General features: G+C 50.3%; 23 protein-coding genes. 7 read left to right on the forward strand and 16 right to left on the reverse strand.

Annotated elements, in window-relative coordinates:
* Nucleotides 1-446 precede the first annotated feature (446 nt).
* From J3U76_RS12535 to J3U76_RS12550, 4 genes are all read left to right on the forward strand, one after another.
* Nucleotides 447-1,064 (forward strand): PAS domain-containing protein, encoded by a 618-nt coding sequence (locus tag J3U76_RS12535; protein ID WP_208006327.1) that lies wholly within the window; start codon nt 447-449, stop codon nt 1,062-1,064.
* A complete protein-coding gene (locus J3U76_RS12540; RefSeq protein ID WP_208006328.1) occupies nt 986-2,401 on the forward strand; it encodes a putative bifunctional diguanylate cyclase/phosphodiesterase in 1,416 nt (471 codons plus the stop codon). Before J3U76_RS12535 ends, J3U76_RS12540 begins: the two co-directional genes overlap by 79 nt.
* A 527-nt stretch (nt 2,402-2,928) precedes the next feature.
* Nucleotides 2,929-3,906 carry a tyrosine-type recombinase/integrase gene (locus tag J3U76_RS12545; protein ID WP_208006329.1) on the forward strand — a complete coding sequence of 326 codons (978 nt, stop codon included), beginning with the start codon at nt 2,929-2,931 and terminating at the stop codon, nt 3,904-3,906.
* Between the two features lie 6 nt (nt 3,907-3,912).
* Nucleotides 3,913-4,407: a hypothetical protein gene (locus J3U76_RS12550; RefSeq protein ID WP_208006330.1), complete on the forward strand. Its 495-nt coding sequence runs from the start codon at nt 3,913-3,915 to the stop codon at nt 4,405-4,407.
* Nucleotides 4,408-4,419: 12 nt separating this feature from the next.
* Here the strand turns inward: J3U76_RS12550 and J3U76_RS12555 are convergent, their stop codons facing one another.
* From J3U76_RS12555 to J3U76_RS12610, 12 genes are all read right to left on the reverse strand, one after another.
* Complete coding sequence (locus tag J3U76_RS12555) at nt 4,420-5,187, reverse strand: HipA domain-containing protein (protein ID WP_208006331.1); 768 nt, start codon at nt 5,185-5,187, stop codon at nt 4,420-4,422.
* A 19-nt stretch (nt 5,188-5,206) separates the two neighbouring features.
* Nucleotides 5,207-6,780, reverse strand: a protein-coding gene (locus tag J3U76_RS12560) for an IS3 family transposase (RefSeq protein WP_424022313.1) whose coding sequence is annotated in 2 segments (ribosomal slippage) — nt 5,207-6,312 and nt 6,312-6,780 — 1,575 coding nt in all. Because the reading frame shifts where the segments join, the coding sequence is not laid out codon by codon here.
* A 32-nt stretch (nt 6,781-6,812) separates the two neighbouring features.
* On the reverse strand, nt 6,813-7,736 hold the full coding sequence (locus J3U76_RS12565) for a sensor histidine kinase (RefSeq protein ID WP_208006332.1): 924 nt from the start codon (nt 7,734-7,736) through the stop codon (nt 6,813-6,815).
* A complete protein-coding gene (locus tag J3U76_RS12570; RefSeq protein ID WP_208006333.1) occupies nt 7,733-8,452 on the reverse strand; it encodes a response regulator transcription factor in 720 nt (239 codons plus the stop codon). Before J3U76_RS12570 ends, J3U76_RS12565 begins: the two co-directional genes overlap by 4 nt.
* The gene (locus J3U76_RS12575) at nt 8,442-9,941 is read right to left on the reverse strand and encodes an ArnT family glycosyltransferase (RefSeq protein ID WP_208006334.1); all 1,500 of its coding nucleotides are present in this window, start codon (nt 9,939-9,941) and stop codon (nt 8,442-8,444) included. Before J3U76_RS12575 ends, J3U76_RS12570 begins: the two co-directional genes overlap by 11 nt.
* Nucleotides 9,925-10,965 carry a glycosyltransferase family 2 protein gene (locus J3U76_RS12580; protein ID WP_208006335.1) on the reverse strand — a complete coding sequence of 347 codons (1,041 nt, stop codon included), beginning with the start codon at nt 10,963-10,965 and terminating at the stop codon, nt 9,925-9,927. The genes J3U76_RS12575 and J3U76_RS12580 overlap by 17 nt, the downstream gene beginning before the upstream one ends.
* A complete protein-coding gene (locus tag J3U76_RS12585) occupies nt 10,949-11,338 on the reverse strand; it encodes a GtrA family protein (RefSeq protein ID WP_200364487.1) in 390 nt (129 codons plus the stop codon). Before J3U76_RS12585 ends, J3U76_RS12580 begins: the two co-directional genes overlap by 17 nt.
* A 204-nt stretch (nt 11,339-11,542) precedes the next feature.
* Nucleotides 11,543-12,232 carry a VIT1/CCC1 transporter family protein gene (locus J3U76_RS12590; protein WP_200364485.1) on the reverse strand — a complete coding sequence of 230 codons (690 nt, stop codon included), beginning with the start codon at nt 12,230-12,232 and terminating at the stop codon, nt 11,543-11,545.
* A 58-nt stretch (nt 12,233-12,290) separates the two neighbouring features.
* On the reverse strand, nt 12,291-12,629 hold the full coding sequence (locus tag J3U76_RS12595) for a BON domain-containing protein (protein WP_208006336.1): 339 nt from the start codon (nt 12,627-12,629) through the stop codon (nt 12,291-12,293).
* A 44-nt stretch (nt 12,630-12,673) separates the two neighbouring features.
* Entirely contained in the window at nt 12,674-13,960 is a 1,287-nt protein-coding gene (locus J3U76_RS12600) for a ferredoxin reductase family protein (RefSeq protein ID WP_200364481.1), read from the reverse strand.
* Between the two features lie 56 nt (nt 13,961-14,016).
* Nucleotides 14,017-15,354: an ATP-binding protein gene (locus tag J3U76_RS12605; protein ID WP_200364479.1), complete on the reverse strand. Its 1,338-nt coding sequence runs from the start codon at nt 15,352-15,354 to the stop codon at nt 14,017-14,019.
* Entirely contained in the window at nt 15,344-16,009 is a 666-nt protein-coding gene (locus tag J3U76_RS12610; RefSeq protein ID WP_208006337.1) for a response regulator, read from the reverse strand. The genes J3U76_RS12605 and J3U76_RS12610 overlap by 11 nt, the downstream gene beginning before the upstream one ends.
* 166 nt (nt 16,010-16,175) lie before the next feature.
* Here J3U76_RS12610 and J3U76_RS12615 point away from each other — a divergent pair, with 166 nt between their 5' ends.
* The 3 genes from J3U76_RS12615 to J3U76_RS12625 are packed head-to-tail and all read left to right on the forward strand — an operon-like array spanning nt 16,176 to nt 19,294.
* Nucleotides 16,176-16,559 carry a PepSY domain-containing protein gene (locus tag J3U76_RS12615; RefSeq protein WP_208006338.1) on the forward strand — a complete coding sequence of 128 codons (384 nt, stop codon included), beginning with the start codon at nt 16,176-16,178 and terminating at the stop codon, nt 16,557-16,559.
* A 17-nt stretch (nt 16,560-16,576) separates the two neighbouring features.
* Nucleotides 16,577-17,050: a DUF2271 domain-containing protein gene (locus tag J3U76_RS12620; RefSeq protein ID WP_208006339.1), complete on the forward strand. Its 474-nt coding sequence runs from the start codon at nt 16,577-16,579 to the stop codon at nt 17,048-17,050.
* 18 nt (nt 17,051-17,068) lie between these two features.
* Nucleotides 17,069-19,294: a PepSY domain-containing protein gene (locus J3U76_RS12625; protein WP_208006340.1), complete on the forward strand. Its 2,226-nt coding sequence runs from the start codon at nt 17,069-17,071 to the stop codon at nt 19,292-19,294.
* 115 nt (nt 19,295-19,409) lie between these two features.
* Here the strand turns inward: J3U76_RS12625 and J3U76_RS12630 are convergent, their stop codons facing one another.
* The 4 genes from J3U76_RS12630 to J3U76_RS12650 form a co-directional block, all read right to left on the reverse strand.
* Nucleotides 19,410-19,574 carry a permease gene (locus tag J3U76_RS12630; RefSeq protein WP_243454249.1) on the reverse strand — a complete coding sequence of 55 codons (165 nt, stop codon included), beginning with the start codon at nt 19,572-19,574 and terminating at the stop codon, nt 19,410-19,412.
* Between the two features lie 614 nt (nt 19,575-20,188).
* A complete protein-coding gene (locus tag J3U76_RS12640) occupies nt 20,189-21,271 on the reverse strand; it encodes an IS630 family transposase (RefSeq protein WP_208006341.1) in 1,083 nt (360 codons plus the stop codon).
* 462 nt (nt 21,272-21,733) lie between these two features.
* Complete coding sequence (locus J3U76_RS12645) at nt 21,734-22,927, reverse strand: MFS transporter (protein ID WP_208006342.1); 1,194 nt, start codon at nt 22,925-22,927, stop codon at nt 21,734-21,736.
* Between the two features lie 121 nt (nt 22,928-23,048).
* A complete protein-coding gene (locus J3U76_RS12650) occupies nt 23,049-24,038 on the reverse strand; it encodes an aldo/keto reductase (RefSeq protein WP_208006343.1) in 990 nt (329 codons plus the stop codon).
* Nucleotides 24,039-24,044 lie beyond the last annotated feature (6 nt).

Raw genomic sequence — 24,044 nt, forward strand, 5'->3', positions numbered from 1 at the left:
AGGCTCGCTTCGTTTTTTATTAGCTTCGATTGATAATACTGTGCCACTGTGTGCTAGAAATTAATGACAACATTACTGTTATCTAATGAACAATCACTATATGTAATCACTAAAGCTGACTTAACACTCGATCATCTAATACACTTTCAGTATATCACTCTCTCTTATCGGATAATGTTGAGTTAGTAAAAATGCTGCTCAAGACGCATTTCTTTTATTTAAATCAGTTGATTAGGTACCAGACAGTTTACTCAATAAGGTGGACCCGGTGTGCATTTATATGAATTCTTATACAGAGGCTTAACCCCTTATTAGTGATAAGTCACTAGCACTTTTCCATCAAGTTAATAGTAATTCTATAATTACTACTGGTATAATAGTAGTTTCTAATGTATCTGTTGTGATATGTAGACACAAAGATTTAATAATTTACTGATGGAAAGCTGATGAAGCAAAATACTAATGTAGTCATTACTCAGATCAACAAAAAAATTAACATTTGTATTGCTTTAACCGTTTTTATGGCTGCTGTGGTACTTATATATAGTTTCGTACTTGTAGAGCAGAAACTTACAGAGCAACCTTTTATCGTATCAAATTTTGTATATTTATTTTTATTTTCCATTATTACATTAGCGTTGCTGGCTGGGGCTTTCCTGCAAAAGGTGCACCACATTTATGCAAGCTATGAGAGGAAAAAGCAAAGTTTACAAAGCGCTAACAAAAAAGTGGCTGAACTAGAAATGGCGCTAAATGCGCATGCGATTGTGGCTATTACAGACTCTAGTGGTGTGATCACTCAGGTTAACGATAAGTTTTGTTCCATTTCTCAATACGCTCGCGAAGAGTTAATAGGCAATACTCACCAGATCATCAACTCAGGAGTGCATAGTAAAGAGTTCTTTAAGGATCTGTGGCAGACGCTTACTCGTAATGAGGTTTGGAATGGTGATATTTGTAATAGAGCAAAAGATGGTTCGCTATATTGGGTTCATCAACCCTGGTGCCTGTTCTTGGCCAGAGCGGTAAACCGGAACGCTATATCGCCATACGAGCAGACATAACATCAAAAAAGAAAACGGAAGCTAAAAACGAGTATATGGCATTACACGATGCACTCACTGGATTACCTAATCGTAGGTTCATGGCTGAAAAGCTTAACCTTGCGATATCTAGAAAAGAGAATGAGTCAGGCCATGGTGCCGTTATGCTAATTGACTTAGATAACTTTAAAGAAGTGAATGATATGCTTGGGCATGGTGTCGGTGATGAGCTTCTTATGCAAACAGCAACTCGATTATCTTCGATCTTGCGTAAAACTGACACCGTAGTGCGTTTTGGTGGTGATGAATTTGTTCTTATTTTGAATCACTTAGATGCGGAACGTGATGTAGCAGTGAAAGATGTCAAAAATATAGGGACAAGTATTCAGGCTGAATTAACAGTCCCTTATCTGCTTGGGGGGCAACAGCTAGAAGTGACACCAAGCATAGGTGTGGCTTTGTTTAATAGTGAGAAAGATGAACCAGAAAACTTGCTTAAAAAGGCAGATATAGCACTGTATGCGGCAAAAGAGGCTGGTCGTAATCAGCTGACTATCTTCTCGCCTTTATTACAAGATAAAGCACTTGAGAGAGCATTATTAGTACAAGATTTACGGCAAGCTCAAGATAAAGACGAGCTTATATTATTTTATCAACCTATTATTGATAGTGAAAAACGGATTAAAGGAGTTGAGGCGCTGTTACGTTGGGTTCACCCGATTCACGGAATGGTATCTCCAGAAAAATTCATTCCTTTAGCTGAAGAGAACGGCTTAATTGTACCAATAGGCGAGTTAGTATTAGAAATGGCTTGTAAGCAATTAGCTAAATGGCAACATGATGATATTCAAAAGACGTTGACTATGGCGGTCAACATTAGTGTCAGACAACTCAACCAACCAAACTTTGTCGAAATGGTTAAACGTGTGGTTGCAAGAACCGGTATACACGCAAGCAGCCTAACACTTGAGATTACTGAGAGCATCTTTCAGAGGGATGTGAATAGCGCTATTACTAAAATAAACTCCCTACGAGAAGAGGGGATTAAGTTTTCACTGGACGACTTTGGCACTGGTTATTCATCTCTTACTTACCTAAAACAGCTGCCTATTGATTACTTAAAAATTGATAAGTCTTTTGTCAATGATATCTTAGAGGATAAGAGTAGCGCGGCCATTGCGGTTGCTATTATTGCTTTGGCAAAGAGCTTGGAACTCAAAATTGTTGCAGAGGGAATAGAAGATCATCAGCAACTAGATTGGTTATTAGCTAATGGTTGTGATTTTTTCCAAGGCTACCTATTTAGTCGGCCTCTACATCCTAACAATCTACAATTAACGTTAGAAACAAAGGCGTGATTGTTATTCTCTGCATAATGAACACCTGACAGGGTAGGATTACACTTCAATAGCGGCTATTTAGTCGACAAATATTGTATTACTGTGTGAAATTTTCATCGGCCTACTCAGAAAAAAGCGTCCGATAATTCACGTACTAACACCTGGTGGATAAACAATAAAAAAGTTAAATCCTGTCCTGGAGTATCTGAAAAAATGGTCGGCACAGTAACTGCGCTTTATAGTAACGCATCTATTTAACATAAATAATGTTAAGCGAGGTGTGGTTGTTGTTCCTCTGCGAGCACACTTCCTCTTGAATCCCATTCATGCCGAAAAGCACTCTAATTTCTCTACTATTTAAAATGTTCGTTTTAACTAGTAGCTTTTATGAAGTACCATTGATGGTAGTAATTAGCCTCACAATTAAAGATATTTAAGGCTTGTAATTGTATGAAAAGTAAACAGCATACTAATGCGTTTATGTAGTAACCCTGTATAGCAATGTAGGTACTTTGAAGCTCGTTTAGTTGAGGCTTAAAAATTTTATGAGAGAGTCTAACGTTATCATTGGAGAAGCTACGATTACTGCAGACCAAGCGATGCTGGTCAACAGCAGTGATTTAAAAGGAGTGGCTCATAATCCTGCAGCGGCTTATCTTATAAGCCTAAGCTCTAAAAGAAGCAGAACGACTATGGCATCTTTTTTAGGAGTTGCCGCAAGGATGCTTGGCTACCAAGGAATAGCTGACTGTCCTTGGAATACACTACAACGATTTCACCTCCAAGCTATTTTAGAGTTACTTACTGCAGCTAACAAAGCGCCGGCTACTATTAATACCTACTTATCTGCTATCAAAGGTGTTGCTTTTGAGGCGTGGGTAATGAAGCAGATGGATATTGATACCTATCAACAAATAAAGCATGTTCGTTCGGTAAAAGGCTATCGGATCCCGAAAGGGCGCGCACTTAGTAGGCAAGAAATAAAGGCGCTATTTAAGGTTTGCCAACAAGATAATAGTGCCAAAGGACTACGAGATGCGGCCATTATTAGTGTGTTATTAGGATGTGGTTTACGGCGTTCTGAGATAGTTGCACTAGACATAGAAAATATAAAAATACGCGATTGTGCATTGAAAGTGATAGGAAAAGGCAACAAAGAACGTCTATCTTACATGCCAGAGAGCACATTCGAACGAATAGAGGCATGGACTGAAGAAGTTAGAGGTAACGAGTGTGGGCCACTTTTTACTCGGATCCGGCGTTTTGACGATGTCACTATGGTGCGGCTAGCTGACCAGTCAATTCAATATATTTTAGATACAAGAAGGCTTGAAGCTGGGATTGAAAAGTTTACACCGCATGATCTCCGAAGAACGTTTGCCTCAGAAATGCTCAATAATGCAGAAGATATTATTACAGTTAAAGACGCGATGGGGCACGCCAGTATCACGACAACTGAACAATACGATCACCGTGGTAGTGAGCGTCTTAAACGAGCTAGTCAGCGACTAAAATTAGAGTGATAAATCATGAGTGAACAAGTTTTTGGCGAAAGCATGAAGTTCTTTTCTGATCGGCACCCTGATCCTAATAAAAGGACTGCGCTGAATGTGCAATATACCCTTACTCGTGCCGGCCACCCTACAGTTAGTATAGAAATTGCACCGATATATCAAGTCGGTGCGCCTCCCGCATGGACTGAAAAGATAACCGTACAATTGACTCGTACCGAGTTAACTAGCTTTAGTTGTGTATTATTCGAGCTAAAAAAGGAAGTGAAAAGCTCTTATCATGGTGTAGCGAAGAATAAGAGCATTGCTGTGTATGGAAATGGCCCTTTGGGGTCGGCAATCAACTTAGCCGAAAGTGGACGCCAGCTACAGCATTTTTTAACTACCGAAGATCGTTTAGAACTAGCTGTATTTGTAGTTAGAAGGCTTTCTGAAGCTTGGAAAGTAGCTCCTTCTGATACGATAGCACTACTTCGTCAAGCTGCATGGATGGAAAAAGAGGCCACAAGATGATCTGTAAGGCAGTTATAAGCGGCTAGCCCGCTTTTTAACTCCAGAAAAAATGGCTTCACTAATCTCGACTGGAAATCCATCAGGTAATGATGCTCTTACTGTTTCTATAGCGTGATCTATCTTAGATTTTACTTCGTCCATAATGTGCTGCATGGCTAACTCATCAAAATTAGCAGCGATTGCTGTAGTTAAAAAGTGTCTTGGAAACAAATTATACCATTTGTATTGACGGCCGGAGGTACCTGTAAGTGACATAGCCATCTTAATTTTTCGCTCTGATAGACCTGCTCCACCCATCACGGGGTATGTAGAAAGAATATCGTACAAGGGGGTCAGCTTGTAAGCGCCAGACGGTAATAGAAAAACTGAAAAGTTCTTTGCATGGCCGTCCGTTGCTGCCAGTAGCCAGAATATAAGCTGGGCACGCATAAAAGTAGATCTATCTTTATCAGGAGAGATAGAGCCTAATAAGTGGTTCATTATATCAATTATTCCAGGCCCACCATCGTTTTCATATTTCTTCCCAGGTGATACTCCAAGTACTTGGCAATAATCTTCTTGTGGGATCCGCATAATCCACTTACCATCTGCAGATAACCTGCGATCAAAGCGTTTGACAGAAAGCGCACGAATGTCACCTACATCAAGGATGTCAGCTTCAGCAACTTCTAAGCCTAATTCACTGGCTAGGCGTAAGCACACTAACTCATTTTCAACGCTCGTACTGAGATCAATTACCTGAGAATGGCTCTGAATGGTTCCGATTGCGGTGGTTTTCAACCCAGTTGTCCAAATAATACTAACTAAAAGCTATTTTATTTCGTTCCATCTCCTCGAGTTTACAAGGGTTAAGTGAGACGGCTGCGGCCACTGCCCAGTTGCGGGTCTTACCTGACCAACGTCGAGGGTTTTGGCGCTTTGCTTCTTCATAAACCTGTGCTCGTTTTGTTAACACCGCCTGGTCACAGCCTCGGTGTCGAGCTGCGGGTGTGACGAAGTTAATACCACTATGCAAATGCTGTTCGTTATATCCGTACTCAAACGCGAGCATCCATTCCCGCAACGTAGTTAATGAAGCGAAGCCCTTAGTTGGCCATGCGGGACAATACTTCACTGTCCGAAACATCGACTCTGAGTACGGGTTATCGTTACTGACTCGAGGGCGATTGTAAGACATCAACATACCGAGCTCTGCCAATCTTGCTTTCAGCACATACGACTTCATCGGCGCACCATTATCGGAATGCAGTACAGGCGGTTTTTGCGTACATCTTTCACGCAATAAAGCACGCTCAACTAGCTGTCGAGCTAGCACTCCTGACTCTTCTTCATGGACTTCCCATGCCACTATCTTACGGCTATAAATGTCCAAGATAAGATATAAATACCAGTACTGACCACGCACCAAAGAGGGACAGTAACTAATGTCCCATGTCCATACTTGATTAGGACCGGTTGCGGTAAAGCTCGTGGGCGGTGTCGCTTTTCGTGGTGTTTTAGCATGACCTCGGTGGTTTAGTTGTTCGTGCTTCTTTAACACTCGGTAAAAGGTTGATTCCGAGGCGAGGTAAACGCCCTTGTCAGCCAGTAGCGGTACTATTTGCGATGGAGGTAAGCTCTGATATTCCTCCTGATTGCAGAAAGCTAAAATAGCCGCTTCCTCTGCCTCGGTCAGGGCATGCTTTTGTACTGCTGGCTTAACCAAGGGGCGCTGGTCTTCCAACACAGCGCCATTCTCAGCCCGCCAGCGTCTCAGGCTACGCTCACTGGTCCCCATAAGCGCAGCTGCTTTATAGCGTGGCGCCCCCGCATTTACCGCTTCATCAAGTAATACTAATAGCCTTGTACGCTCATCCAGAGGAGTTAGCTCTCCTCGTCGCTGCCCTGCTCGTTCTCGTACAAGGCTTCCAGCTTTTTTGATAGCACCAAGAGCGCTGTAGTTTCAGCTAACACCCTGTCTTTACGGCGCATTTCTGACCTGAGTTTTTTAATAGTTCTCTGGTCTTCCTTACGCTGTTTCTGAGCGCTTTTATTGTCATTAGGCTGGTCGCTTGTGCCCTGGAAGCAGGCTTCTTTCCAAGCTTGTATCTGGCCCGGATATAATCCTTTCTCGCGGCAATAAGTACTGAGTTCAACTTCAGATAGTGAAGCAGTTTCAATAATCACAGCCAACTTAGCGTGAGCAGACCAATCATCTTTAGCGCTACGACTCCCCGGCACAGGCACTCCTTGTTCTCGACTCTGTTTTAACCAACTATACAGGGCTGATTTAGAAATACCTTCTTCTTTAGAAACAGCCATGACACTTCTATTATGTGGTGGCAACAACTGGGTTACCACTTCGGCTTTACGCTCTTCAGAGTACAATGACATAATCACTCCCACACCGGCCCTATTAATATACATTAGGCAGAATTGCCAACCGGACAACTAGGATGACAGAGCGGGGTGTTCTTTATGATTTCCTGCAGCACCAAGGTTCTGGCGTCAGCGTCGGAGGCTTCATTGCGGGCAAGCTCAAGCAGCACCTCCGTATCATCGCGCATGTTTTGCATGGCCCGGCGAATTCGGGCGAGGGTTTTCTGGTCGGCTGGAGACAGGCTTTGTCTTTGTTCGAGCACATTCAGGGCGCCACTCATTACGGCCAGAGGCGTACGAAGTTCGTGGCTGGCCAGCTTCACAAAGGTTTTTTCCCGTTCGATATGATGCTCAAGCTCTGACAGAAAGCGATTAAACGCCTCGGCAATGTCGCAAAACTCCTGGTCACGGTAATCCGTGGTGATTTGCGGCATCGGAGTTCCGGGTGTCGTGTCCAGCACTTCACGGGTTAATTTCCTGAAAGGGCGTACCAGATATCGCGCGCCCGTGCGTGCAACAATAAAACCAACCAGCAGCATTAATCCAGCCACACCAGCCAGAGCCAGTTGAACCAGTGCTTCACGGTTTTCCATGATCGTAATGTTCTGGGCCAGAAAAAGCTTGCCACCAGGAGCTTCCATTCGTTCCCCGACGACAAGCAGCGTTGTCTGACCTATCTCGACTTCCCGGGAAAACGGTAAATCGCGGCTCTGAAAATATTCCGGGAGTAAGGCTTCTGCCTCGCCATCAGGCAGAAAAACAACCTCAAGTTGTGCGGTTTTTACCGGTTGAAAGCGCCCTTCCCGCAGTTGCCCTTTGAAATACTCAGCCTCCGCCTTGAGTTCCAGTTCAAGAATGGTGTCCTCAACGTCATAAACAAATACTTCAACAATAAACATCGAGGTTGCTGTGGTGGCCACAATCAGGAAAAACAGGGTTCGGGCCAGGCGCGTGGTCAAGGATGACTTCATGGTGTGCCCGCACGCGTATCCGCAGGAACTTCCAGGCTGTAGCCGCGCCCGTGGATGGTTTTTACCAGCACGTTACCCAAGCCTGTCTGCAGGGATTTTCGAAGCGTATAAATATGAGTCCGAAGGCTGTTGCCCTCCATCTCTCCATGACGAGCTCCCCACAAGGCATCACTCAACGCCTCGTGGCTGAGAAAACTCGGGTAGGCTCGAACCAGTAATTCAAACAGCCGGGCTGGCGTGCCAGACAGAGCGGTTTTCGATCCACGCAATTCCACTTCCAGCGTACCCGGATCGAACCGAATATCTCCAGCAACCAGGATGGGCCTCTGTGGCGAATTGCGCCTATGCAGAGCATCAATTCGCAGTTGCAATTCACGCAGCTCGAACGGCTTCACGAGGTAATCATCTGCGCCGCAGTCAAACCCCTTTTCCTTGTCGTTCAGGGCGCTCAGTGCTGTCATCAGAATAACCGGGGTCTGGCATTTCAGGTCCTGACGAATCCGCCGGCAAATGTCATAACCATTAACCCCGGGCAGCATCAGGTCGAGCACGATAACGTCGTAGCTGTGGGTAGCCAGCAGATGCAGCGCCGTCAAACCATCAGCGGCGAAGTCCAGTGTGTAGCGTTCCTCACCCAAAAACTCGAACAGGTTGTCTGCAAGATCCACCTGATCTTCGACAATTAATAGTCTGAGCGGTGGTTGGTTAGATGTCATTCGAACGAACTCCGTTGGCGCCAGACACAGATTGGTGATCCCGTGGCAGTCCCTTAATCACCAACAATTGATAGCGACTATTTGACATGACCTTTCGCACGGACATGGATAAGCCCACCAATTTTCTGTCTGGCCAGGTTCGGGGAACCGCGACATACAAGCGTTGAAACGGTTTGTTCTTCAGCAATTCACCCAAGCCACTTTCTGTTACTTCCAGAGCGTTCCCGTTTGAGTAGAAGCGGGCTGAAAATGGCAGGTCGTTAAGGTAGATCAACGGGCTATCATCTGTGTTGCTGGCCTGCTGATAATAGCTTACCAGTTCTTTCTCGGTTTTCAGCGGCGCCCAGCCTGCTTCAGCCAGGCCCACGAACACAGTCAGTAAAACTGGCACCAATGCCACCGCCCCACCCCGCATCCGGCATAACCATAAAGACTCACATTGCGACGCCCAGCGGCCGATCAGCATGGCCGTAAACGGCAATGATGGCAGTATATAAGTCCAGAGTGTATTACCTGCGAGTGTGAAAAACAGCATGGGTGCCAATGCGCTTGCCAGTAAAAAGCTGACGTCCGGGTCTGATATTGTCTTGCCCACAATGCCACGTCTGTTCCCCCTGAACCATGCAAGTGCCAGGCTCACCAAGGCAACAATGCCCCAGGGAAACGACGCCCACAACCAGAACATCCAGATCATACCTTCAGGTTGATTATGGGCGCTGCCGTAAAGATCGCCTGCCCAGCCCGGATCCAGAAACCGGCGCACATGCTCCCCTAGGATAAAGTAGTCCAGAAAACCCGGGGTCTTGAGTTCTGCCAATATGTACCAGGGGCATACCAGCAGGGCTGTCAGAAGGCTCCCCCGCCACCAGGGCAGCCGACGCAGGTTGTTGGTTGCTTCCCGCCATGAAAGGAGCAACCACAAGACGATGGGAATACCGATCAAGACTGGTGCCAAGGGCCCTTTGGACAAAAGCCCTATCACCAATCCAAGAAAAAAAGACCACCGCCAAGGGCCGCCCTCTCCTGCCATCACCAGATAAAAGCTGACAAGAGCAAGGGTAGTGCCCAGTGCCAGGAAGGCGTCTGTCATCACTGCGCCGGCGCTGATGTACGTGAGCGCCATGGTTGCAAAAACCAGACAACTCCACTGGGCTACCTGAACACTCCAAAACTGCCGCGCCAGGCGCCAGACCAACCACACCATCCCAAGCGTTGCCAGCCAGGACGGAAAGCGCAGCGAAAACTCCGAAATACCAAATACCTTGATGGCAGCAGCCTGCGCCCAGAATGACAGAGGCGGTTTGCCCCAGAAGGGAATTCCGGGCTCAAACCATGGTGTAATCCAGTCGCCAGTCTCAGCCATCAGGCGGGCAATTTCTGCATAACGCGGCTCCGTGGTATCGGCAAAGGGGAAAAATGCCATAGCGATAAAACGGCTGACCAGCACTGCGGCCAATATTAGCAGGCAGACATTAAACCGCTTTGACATGACGTGCCCCAGTAGAAGTGCGACTGGACTGTTGGCGTGTTGACTCGCGGTTCTCGATCACTTCGTCTGTTACGTACACAGGCCTCTGCTTTGCTTCCATGTAGGTCTTGCCGACATATTCACCCACAATGCCCACGCTCATCAACTGAATACCGCCCAGAAAGCTTATGATGGCCACCAGCGACGGATAACCGCTGGTGGCATCGCCCAGCATGAGCGCCTTGACCACTATCCACAGGCCAAATACCGCGCCCATGCTGGCTGCGAGCAATCCGGTCAGGGTCGCCCAGCGCAATGGAGACACAGAAAACGACGTTAGCCCTTCCAGTGCCAGGCCGACCAGCCCGGGGTAGTCCCATTTTGTTTCGCCGGCCACACGGGGTTCACGGTCGTACTGAATGACCTGAGTCGGCATACCAATCCAGGCGAACAGGCCTTTCATATAGCGGTTACGCTCTTTCAACTGCAACAATGCGGTAACGGCCTTGCGACTCATCAGCCGAAAGTCACCGGTGTCCACCGGGATATTCGTGCGGCTGGTTCGGTTCAACAATCGGTAAAACAGATGCGCACTCCAGCGCTTGAATGCCGTTTCGCCCGCCCGGGAACGGCGCTGCATCAGTACAACATCCACTCCTGACTGCCAACACTCGACCATGGCTGGAATCTGCTCAGGTGGGTCTTGCAGGTCTGCATCCAACACGATCACCGCATCGCCTTTGGCGTGCTCCAGTCCTGCGGTCATTGCGGCCTCTTTGCCAAAATTACGACTCAGTTTGATCAACCGGATGCCGGGCATTCGGTCAATAACGCTGCGGATGTATTGGGCACTGCCATCATCACTGCCGTCATCAATCAGCACGATCTCCCAGTGCACGTCCAGGGGGGCAAGCAACGGTAGCACCCGATCAAAGAAAAGAGGCAGCATCGGGCGTTCGTTGTACAGCGGCACCACCAGTGATAACAGCGGCTTGTCAAGCGGGCCATCAAAAGGTACCACGGGGAATTCAACGCGTTTGTTCATGGAAAACCAACCTCTGATAAACGGTGTAATTCAGTGCAGCGACAAGCCCTGTAGTCACGATTTGTGACAGCGTTACGGGCAGTGCCAGAACGTTGTTGAGCAGGAAAAAGAAGACGAGATTGCAGAACCAGGCGCCAAAACAGGAGCCGATATAACGCCACACCGTAACCCTGTGAGGGCCGGCATTGCGAAATGCCAGGCGCCGTTGGAGGCCGTAATTTAGCACCGCGCCAGACACGCTCCCGCTAGCTGTTGCCAGCACCGGTTCAAGCCCGGCAGCGATCAATGCGGCCATTACAAGCCAGTGGAACAGCGTGGCAAAACCGCCGGCCGCCACAAATCCCCGTAATTGGCGAGGTAATAGTGTGTTCATGACAATAACCACTCCATTGGCGACTGATGAAGTCGACCTGACATTGAGTGGGTATGATGACCTACCTTGTGTCACAGCTTTGTGGAGGTTTTATCAGGAAAATGTCAAAACGTGAGATGATCCGCGCCTGAATCAGGCTTGCGGATTGATAATGAGCCGAATAGTTAAAGCAGGCTTGAAATATAAGTGGCGAGTAAAAATCTCTTACGCAACCACGCCAAATATTCGCCCTACGCCAGCCGTGATTGCCATTGCGAGTGCGCCCCAAAATGTAACTCTGATTGCGCCGATAGTAATCGAGGCCCCACCTGCACTTGCCGCAACCCCGCCCAGAAGCGCGAGAAAAACCAGAGAGGATACTGCAACCACATAAATTAGCTGGCTACCCGGTACAACCCATGCCGCCGCCAACGGAAGTGCGGCACCAATGGTAAAGGTACCTGCCGATGAGAATGCCGCTTGGACGGGCTGGGCGCTAACCGTTTCCGAGATGCCTATTTCATCCCTGGCGTGTGCACCAAGAGCATCGTGAGCCATTAACTGCTCAGCGACTTGCTTCGCGAGAGCCGGCTCAAGCCCTCTGCTTTCGTATATTAAAGCGAGTTCCTCTTTTTCAAACTCGAAATCCTGCTCCAATGATCTTTTTTCAATAGCCAGATCTGCCTTTTCCGTATCGGACTGCGAGCTAACGGACACGTACTCCCCAGCAGCCATAGACATAGCGCCCGCTACTAACCCGGCAAGTCCTGCCAGAAGAATGCCTTCATGAGCACTGCTAGCGGCGGCCACACCAATAATCAGACTTGCCGTGGAAACTATTCCGTCGTTTGCACCTAATACAGCTGCACGTAACCAACCCACGCGATGTGACCGATGGACTTCACTATGACTCATAGGTTTTCCCAATAAATAAAATTGAAAACGATGCTGTAGAAAACCCCTCGCAGCACGCTCACTTCCTGATGATCAACTCATTATGGATGGTATGGAAGCCGTCCGCTCTCTGAGCGAGCTTTATGGCGGTATCGATTTGCCTCTGCGTGTCGACGACGCCAACCAGGCGCACATCACCTTTCCGCGTGGTCACGATAATAACAAGGCCATTCAGTTCAGGGTCTCCCTGCAAGGCCCTCTTGACGTTTTCGGTTACGTCTGCATCCGCCACGTTGACGGCGTTCGAGCTGGTTCGCTGTAGACCTTCGAAATTTCCCGGAGGCTTATTGCAAGCAGTCAACAGCGCAACGGTGATCAAAGTGATGCTCAAGAACTGTGTTCCACGATATTTATTCATTGGACTCTACTCATTGTTGGCTGGGCTGAAAGACAAGCCCGGTTTCAACGAAACTTAAAACTTTCCTGGTGAAAGCGTAATGAAATGGACTGTTGCTTCAGACCGCTTCGCAAGGCTTTAGCCAAGCCCTGCGGGCCGCAGAACCAGATATCCACTCTGCGGTCATGGATTTTCAGTTGCGTCGCGGTCAACCACTGCCCCTGCAGGCTGTCGTAGATGTGCAGCGATATGTCCGGAAGTTGCTGCACCAGTTGTTGCAGGCGAGCCAGCATGGGATCACCCAAGGCTTCGGCAGTGCAGTAATGCAGTGTGACCCCTGGATATATTTGGTCGGTATTGATAAGGCGCTTTTCCAGGGCAGCCAGAAACGGTGTGATACCGATGCCGCCAGCAACCCAGATTTGCTGGGCATTTTTTCTGCCGCTGTCGGGGTCAAAGCGACCATAAGGTCCTTCCAGCGTAACTGCCTGACCACTCCGTAGCTTCCGCGGGATCTTGCGGGTGTAGTCCCCCAGCGCCTTGATATGGAAACTGAGCTGCCCGCTGTCATTGTCAGCGCTGGACAGGCTGAAAGGATGCGCTCCTTCCATCCGGTCGAAGGTCACCAGAGCAAATTGTCCGGCTTGATGGCCAGGCCACCGCTTGCCCATCTCACAGACAACTTCCGTGATGTTAGCTGGTGTCTGCCTGACGGCCTGAACCAATCCCTTATAGCGACGACTCCTGCCGATTTGCCCGGTTAGCGATTGCAGGCTTGCGACGGCACCACCTGCTATCAACAGCGCCATCAGCCAACCAGTGGGTTGTTGCCACCATTTCAGCGGGGCCAGCAACAATGCGTGGGTGGCCAGTACCAGATAAATCACTGGCATCACCCGATGCAGGTGGCGCCAGTAACCATAAGGCACCCAACGCAGGAGAGTGATAACAACCAGAAACGCCAGCACATACAGGCCGGGCTCGCCGAGGTCTTCAGCGCCATCCTGCAAGCTGTCCAGCAGGCCGGAGAAGTCAGCTTCCTTCAAGCTGCGATCTGATCCAAGCAGCGCTTCGAGGGCGTCATCCGCCATTTCAATCAACCAGTGTGACAGCGCAAAAACGACGGCCAGAATGCCGGTCCATTTATGCAACTGATACATGCTGTCCAATCCACGTAATGGCGATTCCAGCCATACCGGCCGGGTTGCCAGCAGCATAGTGATAGACATGAAATTGATGGCAAGATAGCCACTGAGTGTGAGGAAATTTTCATAGCTCAGCCCCGGGGCCCAGAAGCTGAACTGAGCCGCCAAAAGCAGAAAAAGGGTGACACTGGTACGTAGGTTAGGCACAAACAAACTCCGGCTTGGGTTTGTCTGAATTCTGCAAGATTAACCTGACACCAGCCTTAAACCCCTGAGTGTTGCACGACAATATTCACTTCTGCTTCAAAACCGCCGCTTTGGCCTGAGGCTGGTGATCGAAGGTTAAGGGCAGTACCTGCGCCGGTGGCAATGGCGTCCACTATGGCAAGTCCGATACCGGAGCCCAGTGTTTTCGAATCGGAGCGTACAAAACGGTTGCGCAATAATGCGAGCTTCTCTGGCGGTACAACATCACCTGCATTAGCGACTCGTAAAGTGCCCTCACCTGTAAGGCTTATATGTACTGCCCGGTCGGCTGCGCCGTGCCTGAGTGCATTCTCTATAAGGTTTCGTGCCAGGATGGCAAAGGCATCAGGATCGAGTAATGACATTACGCGGTTGCCTGGCAAATTCAGCTTGAGGCGACCGGGAGCTTCACGCTCGTAATCGTTGGTGATCATTTGCAGGATAGGCACCAAATCATTTTCGTTTTCAGACAGAGCACTGCCACCTTCAGCCTTGGCCAGTTCCAGCAACTTTTCCGACAATCTGGACAAAGTGCGAAGCGATTCTTCAATTTCGCCGGCTCGCGCTTTAACTCCGGCATCCCGGGCTTCAGTTTTTAACCGCTGAAGCTTCGCCAACGCCGTTGCCAGTGGCGTTCGCAATTCATGGGCACTGTTAGCAGTAAAGCTTCGCTCGGCTTCAAGCGCTCTGCGCAAACGCTCCAATAAGCGGTTAACTGAAACCATGGTAGGTTCAAACTCTTTTGGCAGGCGGTCTACCGCCACCGGAGAGAGGTCACTGCCACCGCGGGTTTCTATCGATTGCTGCAGTATAACCACCTGACGAAGCGACCGTTTTATCACCCACCACACACCAACCAGGCTGATGGGAATCAGAAGCACCAGTGGAGTGAGCAATGCAAGGCTGGTATCCAGTATGGCTTCGCGGCGGTGGCCCAAGGGTTCGGCAACCTCGATGAACAGGGTATCGCTGATGGCCCCCTCGCCGTATATCCGGTGTGTAGGCGTTTCAGAGAATCCTTCGCGAGGCTTGGCACCGAAAATACGCGGATCTGCGTCATGGGATTGCAGCAGCAGCTTGCCTGACGCGTCTCGAACCAGATAAGTGAGATATTCATCGTGTTCTTTCAGGGCCAATGCCCGCTGATCGCCTGTGTCATTTTCCCGGTTGAGAATATCGGTCACCGCCAATGGCAGGATGCGCTGCGCCGTCTCTTCCAGGGCGCTGTCGAACACTTCATTCATTTCATGGCGCGCAATAACCCCGGAAGCAATCACGCCCAACAGCCAAAGCAAGGTCACGCCGAGGGTAAGCCAGGTACCAAGGGTTTTCTGCAAGCTGGTTTTAGTGGTCATAAGCGTTTAACCGGTAACCCATACCTCGGACCGTCACTATGGCGTCGCGCCCAAGTTTTTTGCGCAAACGGCTAATGTAGACCTCAATGGTATTGCTCTCGATCTCGGCCCCGAATTCGTACAGCCGATCTTCAAGCTGTGAACGCGACAGCAGTATTCCCGGGCGCTGCAAAAACCCTTCAAAGAGCGCCCACTCCCGGGCGGTGAGCTCCACTGGCTCGCCGTTGCGGCTAATGCGATGGTCACCAAGATCCACTTCAAGATCGCCAATATGCACCAGAGGGTTCGGATTGCCGCGATAGCGGCGTGCCACGGCCGCTACCCGGGCAGACAGCTCTGATAAATCAAAAGGCTTTATCAGATAATCGTCAGCACCGGCATTCAGCCCTGCAATCCTGTCTGAAACCTGGTCCCTGGCGGTCAGAATGATGACAGGCGTTGTATCACCGGCTGCTCGCAGTTTTTTCAGAAAATCAAAACCGTGGCCATCCGGCAGCATCAAATCGAGCAAAATCAGATTATAAGCGGTGGTTTTCACGCTGGTATCCGCAAAACCGAGGCTCTGCACCCAGTCCACGGCATGGCCATCCTCACTGATCTGATCCCGCACGGCCTCACCCAGCCCGGCTGTATCCTCAACCAACAGTATCCGCATCTTTCACCTTTTGCCTTATTTCAACCAGAAGATACTACAACCCTCACCTGACAGCAGCCTGAACAATTCTATTACTGCTTGCCATCCTGTTATCTGGTCCCCCGTTCAGGCCAGTGTCAGGAAAAAGCCTTAGGGTTGATTAAACCGACCCAACGGGAGACACATCATGAAACTCAAACCCATTGTGATCAGCCTTTCGCTACTGCTGGTGAGCGGTAGCGCCCTGGCCGACGATGACTGCGATGACCCGGCTGCCCAATGGCAGCCCCGGGAAAACCTGCGAAAGCAACTGGAAGCCGAAGGATGGACGGTGTTCCGCATCAAGGTGGACGATGGTTGTTACGAGGTCAAAGGAAGGGACCCGGATGGCTACCGCGTGGAAGCAGAGTACTCACCAGCAACCTTCGAGCTGATGGAAATGGAGCGGGACGACGACGATGAGGATGACGACCATCGTGACAAGTCCAGGCGTTACAGCGAACCGACCAATGAAGACCGGGTTCCACGCAAGGGCATTGTTAAAGGTCGCCCCAGCGTAACGGTTGAGTAATTAAAGGAGATTACATCATGAAAAAGATTCTGTTTACTCTGGGCCTTGCAACCCTAATGGCATTACCGGCTTATGCTCAGGCCCGGGAAGTCACCTTTACCACGCAACTGAAAAATTATGGCGGTGACGGGGCTTACCTGGCTCTCTACCTTACGGATACCAACGGACAGTACCAGGGAACTCTCTGGATTTCAGGTGAGAAGAGTAAATATTACAAGCACCTGCGTGACTGGGCACGAGGCAGTGGTTTGAATCAGGCTGAATACGATGGCCTGACCGGCGCCAGTGTGACCAGCGGCCGCGCCTTGAAAGTGACTCTGGAACTTGAAGACGCTTTGATCGACTCTGGCTATCAGGTTCGTGTTGATACTGCCGTTGAAGACATGCGTGATAACCGTTCGGATGTGGTTGTGCCTCTGACCACAGAAGATTCCGGGAAAACGGTATCCGGCCGCGGCTATGTTCAGTCCTTTGTCTATGACCTCAAGTAAACGACGGGAGACACATTAATGTTGCGCAAGCTCCATGGTTTACCCGGATTGGTCGCTGCATTACTGCTCGTAGTGCTGGCGACCTCGGGAGTTGTTTTGTCCGCAGTGCCGGCAATTGAGCGGTCGAGCGCTGTTGTCCCGACCGCTGGCGAACTCACCGTGGCCGATCTGACCGAGCGTGTGGTGGTGAATTATCCCGGCACCGAACAGATCGCACGTTCTCTCGCGGGCGAAGTCGTCGTTTATTACAGCCGTAATGGCAAGCCGGGTGCCGACCTGGTTAACCCTCTTACCGGCGAAGGTATTGCACCCTACCAGCCATCGGCATTCTTGCGATGGGTAAAGAACCTGCATCGATCGTTTCTTCTTAATGATGCCGGGCGAATACTGGCCGGGGTTTTGGCGGCACTGATGGTATTGATCTGCCTGTCCGGAGCTTTTCTGCTGGCTCGACGCCTGGGGGGCTGGAATGCGATTTTTCGACCCATTCCAGGCTCCGGTGGCCCCCGGATTCACGCCGAACTGGCACGATTTGCCGTGATTGGTTTGTTACTGTCAGCACTGACTGGCAGCTATATGTCGGCTGTCAGGTTTGACCTGTTACCGGAGGGTGCCAACACAGAGCCCTCTTTTCCTGCGAAGGTTTCAGGCGGTACACCCGTACCGGCAGGCTCTTTGAGCGCGCTGAAAAACGTGGATGTCAACGAGCTACGGGAACTGGTATTCCCTTACCCGGATGACCCCACGGACGTCTATTCACTGAGCACCACTCAGGGTTCCGGGTTCGTGGATCAGGCAACCGGTGAACTGCTGCAGTATGAGGCGCGTTCTACCGGCAGCCAGTTCCATCACTGGATAGTTCGCCTGCATACGGGTGAAGGCTTGTGGTGGTTAGGCCTGATTCTCGGGCTAGCCGCACTGACCGTGCCGGTGCTGTCATTCACCGGCCTGCAGATCTGGTGGCAGCGGCGCTCATCCGCCATAAGCCTGGGTGAAAATGAGAGCATTGACGCCGCTGACACCGTCATTCTGGTGGGCTCTGAAGGCAATACCACCTGGGGTTTTGCCAAGGACCTTCAGAACAAGCTCAATCAGGCCGGAAAGAAAGTGCACTGCGCGCCCATGAATGATCTGGCGGAGCACTACCCGAACGCCTCTGTACTTTTTATTCTGACATCAACCTATGGTGACGGTGACGCGCCCTCTTCCGCCAGCCAGTTTCTGACTCGACTTGAACACTTTCAACCAGAGGACGGATTGAAGTTTGTGGTTCTCGGTTTTGGTGACCAACAGTTCCCGAAATTCTGCCAGTATGCGCTAGATGTGAACTCAGCTCTCAGCAACAAAGGCCTGCAACACATGCATCCGGTTACCCGAATTGATCGCGGCTCCGCCACACAGTTCCGGGAGTGGGGCGAGGCTATCAGCGAGCGCATGGGCATTCCGCTGGTGCTGACCCATAATCCCGCGCCCGCTGTCACTTCAGAGTTCGAGCTTGTAGAGCGCGTGGACTACGGCGTTGCGGTGAATGCGCCTACCAGCATATTGCGCTTCAAGCCGTTAAAAAATAAAAGAAATCTGTGGCAAAGACTGCCCTTCCAAAACCGGAAACAGCTGCCGGACTTTGAGGCTGGCGATCTGCTCGGGGTTGCGCCACCCGGAGATGAGGTCGCCCGATTCTATTCGCTGGCCTCCTCTGCGTCGGATGGGATACTGGAAATCTGTGTGCGCAAACAGACTGATGGCCTTTGCTCAGGATATCTGCACAGCCTCAAACCGGGCGATCGGATTGCCGGGTTTATCCAGAAAAACCCCGGCTTTCGTCCTGCGGGGGGTACTACACCCATTATTCTCGTTGGCGCTGGCGCGGGAATCGGACCACTTGCCGGTTTTATCCGGAAAAATACCGAGCGCAACCCCATGTACCTGTACTGGGGCGGCCGTAACCCAGATTCGGATTTTCTCTACCAACCGGAGCTTGGCCGTTATCTGGATGACCAGCGGCTTACCAGGCTGAATACCGCGTTTTCAAGGTCGGCAGAGAACGCCTACGTTCAGGATGCCATCGTTGCCGATGAAACCGCGTTGCGACAACAGATTGAGATAGGTGCACAGATATTGGTATGCGGAGGGCGGGAGATGGCCGCAGGTGTACGCCAGGTGTTTGACTCGATTCTCAAACCGTTGCATATGGATATCGAGGAGTTGAGAGCAGAAGGGCGTTACCTAGAGGATGTTTACTGATTGGGCGGGCCGTTGGTCATAGGTTTGGTGCGTAGTTTCAAAATGGCACTTATTAATTACGAAACAGCGGCAACCGGGATGGTAAGGGGATTATCCGGGCCGGCGCACATAACGCTCAAAGCCCGATAACGACGGGGTTTAGCAACGGAGAGGTAAATAAAAACACCATCATCGGCCTAAAGCCGGCACGTGCACGAGTCATACCTTTCAGCATGGGAATAGTCGAGCAGCTGCAAAAAGGCGTGATAGCCCCAAGGCCAGCGGCAAGAAAAGCAAGCATGCTCAGGGTATCTTGTAACTGAAAGGACACAGGAAAGCACCATATTTCTAGAATTACCGAATATATGAAAACAATTAGATCCAGTACTGAGCTGTGTCAACTTCAATACTGGGGTCTCCTTGACTAATCCCCGATTTCCATCAGCCTCGACTGAAGAGGGCTAAAGTTGGAAAATCCAGGCGGCTGGCATTTTTGGCCAGATCACGGTAGTGCATCATGCTATAATCAAAAAACTGTTTTATATGCCAGTACGGATACGCCATATTAGATATGATGTTTTGACCTGCCCATCCTCAACGATCGAGGGTTATCGTTGGGGATAGGTAAACAACCCTTGGACAGAGCTATATTGAGGAGGGCGGGTCATGACCCAGTTTAACGCTGAATCCATTTCAATATTGCGGTGGCTGAGCCAAGGCGGCAGGGGCCGGGTTAGGAAGGTAAGATTGCCAACACGCCAAAACGGGTCGGGCGCAAGATTCAGCAACTCAGCGAACGGTACGGCGGCGGGGCGTTCCTGATTGCCTATTTCACCGCCGTTATTATTGTGGTTCTGCCACTGATGATCCTCGAGGTGGCCGCCGGCCGACTAGTGTAACGTTCGGTTAATTCGCTCATTTATTATCAATTAAACTCAGCTTTGCCCGAGCCACTGACGTCATAATCGATTCTGCGCTTTTATGCCAACGGAACGGCTTTGCCAGTTTTTCGTTGTGAACCTTGATGAACTTTTTAATCGCAGACTTTAATTCGCCGACGCTGGTGAAAATACCGCGGTATAGGGCTCGTCGTTCCAGTTGGCCAAACCAACCCTCGACCGCATTCAGCCAGGAAGCGCTCGTGGGCGTGAAGTGCAGCTTGAACCGAGGGTGCTCGGCCAGCCAAGCTTTGACTTCCGGCGTCTTGTGAGTCGAGCTGTTATCCAAGATCAAGTGCAGATCCAGACCCTTCGGAGTTTCCCGGTCGATCTGTCGCAAGAAGTCTAAAAACTCCTTGGCTCGGTGACGCTGAGTGATTCGTCCGATCACCTGACCCGTCAGCGTATTGAATGCAGCGTACAGGCTGGTTGTGCCATGACGTTTGTAATCATGTGTCTGTCGCTCAACTTGTCCCGGGCGAAGCTGTAATTTCGGCTGGGTTCGGTCAAGAGCCTGAATCTGGGTTTTTTCGTCAACAGACAGAACCAGTGCATTGTCCGGAGGATTCATATAAAGCCCGACAACATCGCACACTTTTTCAGCGAAGTGGGGATCGTTGCTGATCTTGAACGTTCTGAGCCGGTGCGGCTTCAAATCGGCTGCTTTCCAGATCTGGTGCACTTGCCAGCGCGTTACCCCGGCATGCTCTGCCATGAGACTGATACTCCAGTGTGTGGCCTCTTTCGGAACTTTATGGACTGTGTCGTCTAAAATTTTCTTGACGGTTTTACCGTCGAGTTTTCGAGGCTGGCCAGGTCGCGGCGCATCATGAAGCCCCTCAAGACCTCGATCACTGTAGCGTTTGCGCCACTTGAAGACCGTTTGGGTGCTAACCTGAAGAGACTCTGAGATTCCTTTTGGGGTCTGACCTTCATTCAGTAACAAAAGTATCCTGGCGCGTTGCGCCAGATGCTGGCTCAGCGTATTGGTTCGGCACCAACTTTCGAGTTCCAATTGATCGTTTACAGTCAGATTAAATGGCGCTGCGGGTTTGGGCACAATGGGAACCTTTTATTGCTGTTTGACGATTCCTATTATAACAAACATGCGCCAGCGAATTAACCGGACGAAACACTAGCAATCAAGGTAGGCTTAGACTGGCGGTTGTCGAGCTTATAGTCGGTCATTCCCTAGATTCCTGAGAAGAATGCCCCGACTTTGCCACAAGGCTCGATAGTTACCAACTAGCGACAACGACAGTAAACTGGTTGCAACTAATCTGTTGAGCGTATTTTCTGCCATAAGGGAAAGGTGCCGACCAGCGGATAAGCTGAGTCCATTCCTTCGCCCATCTGCTCTCTGGTTACGGCAGAAGGGGGGGGTAAGCTACGATAAAGTTATTAGTTTCGTTTTACTCAAAGTTCCCATGATTTCCAATCACGTTTATTGTGAAGGAATAGGCGTCAGATGCGCTTGGCTGCGTAGAGAAAAATCTCGATGACTTTGACTCCGAAAACAAGACTAAGAATGATAACGACCACTAGCCAAGCAGTGAGTCGAGCTTCCTGAACCCCGGTTTACAATTATCCGATGTCCCTCATATATCCCCAGAGCCAGAATCGTAAAACCGGCCGCGACCACGCTCAGATACTCGCTCCCAAACGCTTGAGATACATGCTTTCCAATAGACGCAGAAAGCGAAACCCCCAGATATATAGCTGAAGTATTCAGCCCCAGAACGATGGATGCGCTAGAGGGCGCCGCTTTCACTAACTGGTGCTGCAGTGGCACCAGACAGCTCCACGCAATCGCCCCCCAAACGGCAAGCGGCAAAACCGATATGAACGGAGAATAGGTAAGCACTGGAAACAGTAAGAAGTTGAGGCTCAAAACCGTGAGCCCGCCAACAATAATTGGCCTCGCACCCCATCGGTCGGTCAGCCTGCCCGCGGTAAAGGTTCCAATAGTAGCCGCAACGCCCCAAGCCGCCATTAAAAGCGCCAATGTCTCACCCCTTCCATTAGTAGCGGGCATAAGAATTACACTGGCATAGGTGTGAACGATGTAGGATCCGATCATTAAAAACAGTGTCGTTCCCAACACGCCGAATATCGCCGGTTTCGTCACAGAGGCCAACAAATCCCTGGATCTCTTCTTTGTATCCGGTCTTGGGATGGCCTCTAGTAAAGTACCAACCCCAATAGCCGCTGCACCGGCTAGTGCAGCGACAAGCCACATACCCAGCCGCCAGTCACCAAAACTCGTAGAGAGAGCAATTCCCACCGGCGCTCCAATTGCGGTTGACGCACTCAAGCCGGCTGTAATGATAGCCAATGAACGCCCCCAATGTTCCTGCGCGACTATCGCGGTCGCCGCTGCTCCGGCAATTGGCATAAACAGTGCCCCGCCCAAGCCTCCCAGCGCACGACCGGCAATCGCCACTTCCAGATTTGGCGCCAGCGCTGAAACCACATGGCCTGCGGCAAGAATGCTCATGCCCACCACCAGTATTGGCTTATAAGACAAGTTCACCATCAGAGTTGCTGCGATCGGTATCACCAGAGCATAAGCTACGGCGAACGCAGCGATCATACTCGCCGCGTCACCAACACTGATATTAAAACTGGCTGCCATCTCCGGCAGAAGGCCTGCCATAACGAAACTGGCCGTGCCAATGGAAAACATTCCTAAAGCCAGGATGAGTAATCTATTCATTGGTTCTTCAAACGCCTGTTACAAGAATATCACTCCGCATTGCAGAGCCATTCGGTTAACGAGAAAGCCAGTTCAGTCTGCCGTGGCCTCTTCATGGCTGGTTTTGTTAGGTTTAGGACCATTAAATATCGACGTGCCGCATCCCTTCAATCGTATAACGCTCACCGCTTACCGCGCCTTTCGGAGCAAGGTTATCAAGGGCAGAAATGTCTTCCGCAGTCAAAGACAATGACCCCGCACCTATATTTTCATCGATATATCGCTCGGTACGTGTTCCAGGAATAGGGATGACATGATCGCCCTGCGCCAGAACCCACGCCAAAGCCAACTGTGCCGGTGTACAGCCTTTTGAATCCGCAAATCTGGTCAGTGCATCAACCACAGACAGATTCTTCTGCAAATTGTCTCCCTGGAACCGTGGTTGAGAGGTCCGCCTAAAATCGTCGACAGCCATGTCGTCAACCGATCTAATCTTACCCGTCAAAAACCCCCGACCAAGCGGGCTGTATGGAACAAAAGCTACACCGAGCTCCTTACAGGTCTGCAACATTCCGTCTTCTGGATCGCGCGTCCACAGGGAGTATTCCGATTGCACTGCAGCAATAGGGTGAATAGCATGGGCGCGGCGCAAAGTCTCAGGGGACACCTCGCTCAACCCCAAGCCCCGTACTTTGCCTTGCTTGACGAGTTCAGCCATCGAACCCACCGTATCTTCGACGGGTACACCCGGATTTAGACGGTGAGCATAGTAGAGATCGATTGTTTCTATACCCAGCCGCGTTAGCGAAGCCTCACAGGCGCTGGCCATGTAGGTCGCGGTATTGTCAATTCGGCGATCCGCAAGTGGGCCATCGCGCTTAATGCCGAACTTGGTCGCCAGAGTGATCTGCTCTCGGTGTCGGGCGAGAAAGCTGCTGAGAAGATTCTCATTACGGCCAAGGCCGTAGGTATCTGCAGTATCAAAAAACGTTACGCCTTTTTCGAATGCATACTCCAGCGTCGCGAGCGATTGCGCCCTATCAGCGGGCCCATAGAATTCAGACATTCCCATGCAGCCGAGGCCAATAGCAGAGACAGAGCCCAGTCCGGCGCCTAAATTACGAGATTTCATCGTCGT

The sequence above is a fragment of the Oceanisphaera pacifica genome (assembly GCF_017498065.1).
GTDB lineage: Bacteria > Pseudomonadota > Gammaproteobacteria > Enterobacterales > Aeromonadaceae > Oceanimonas > Oceanimonas pacifica.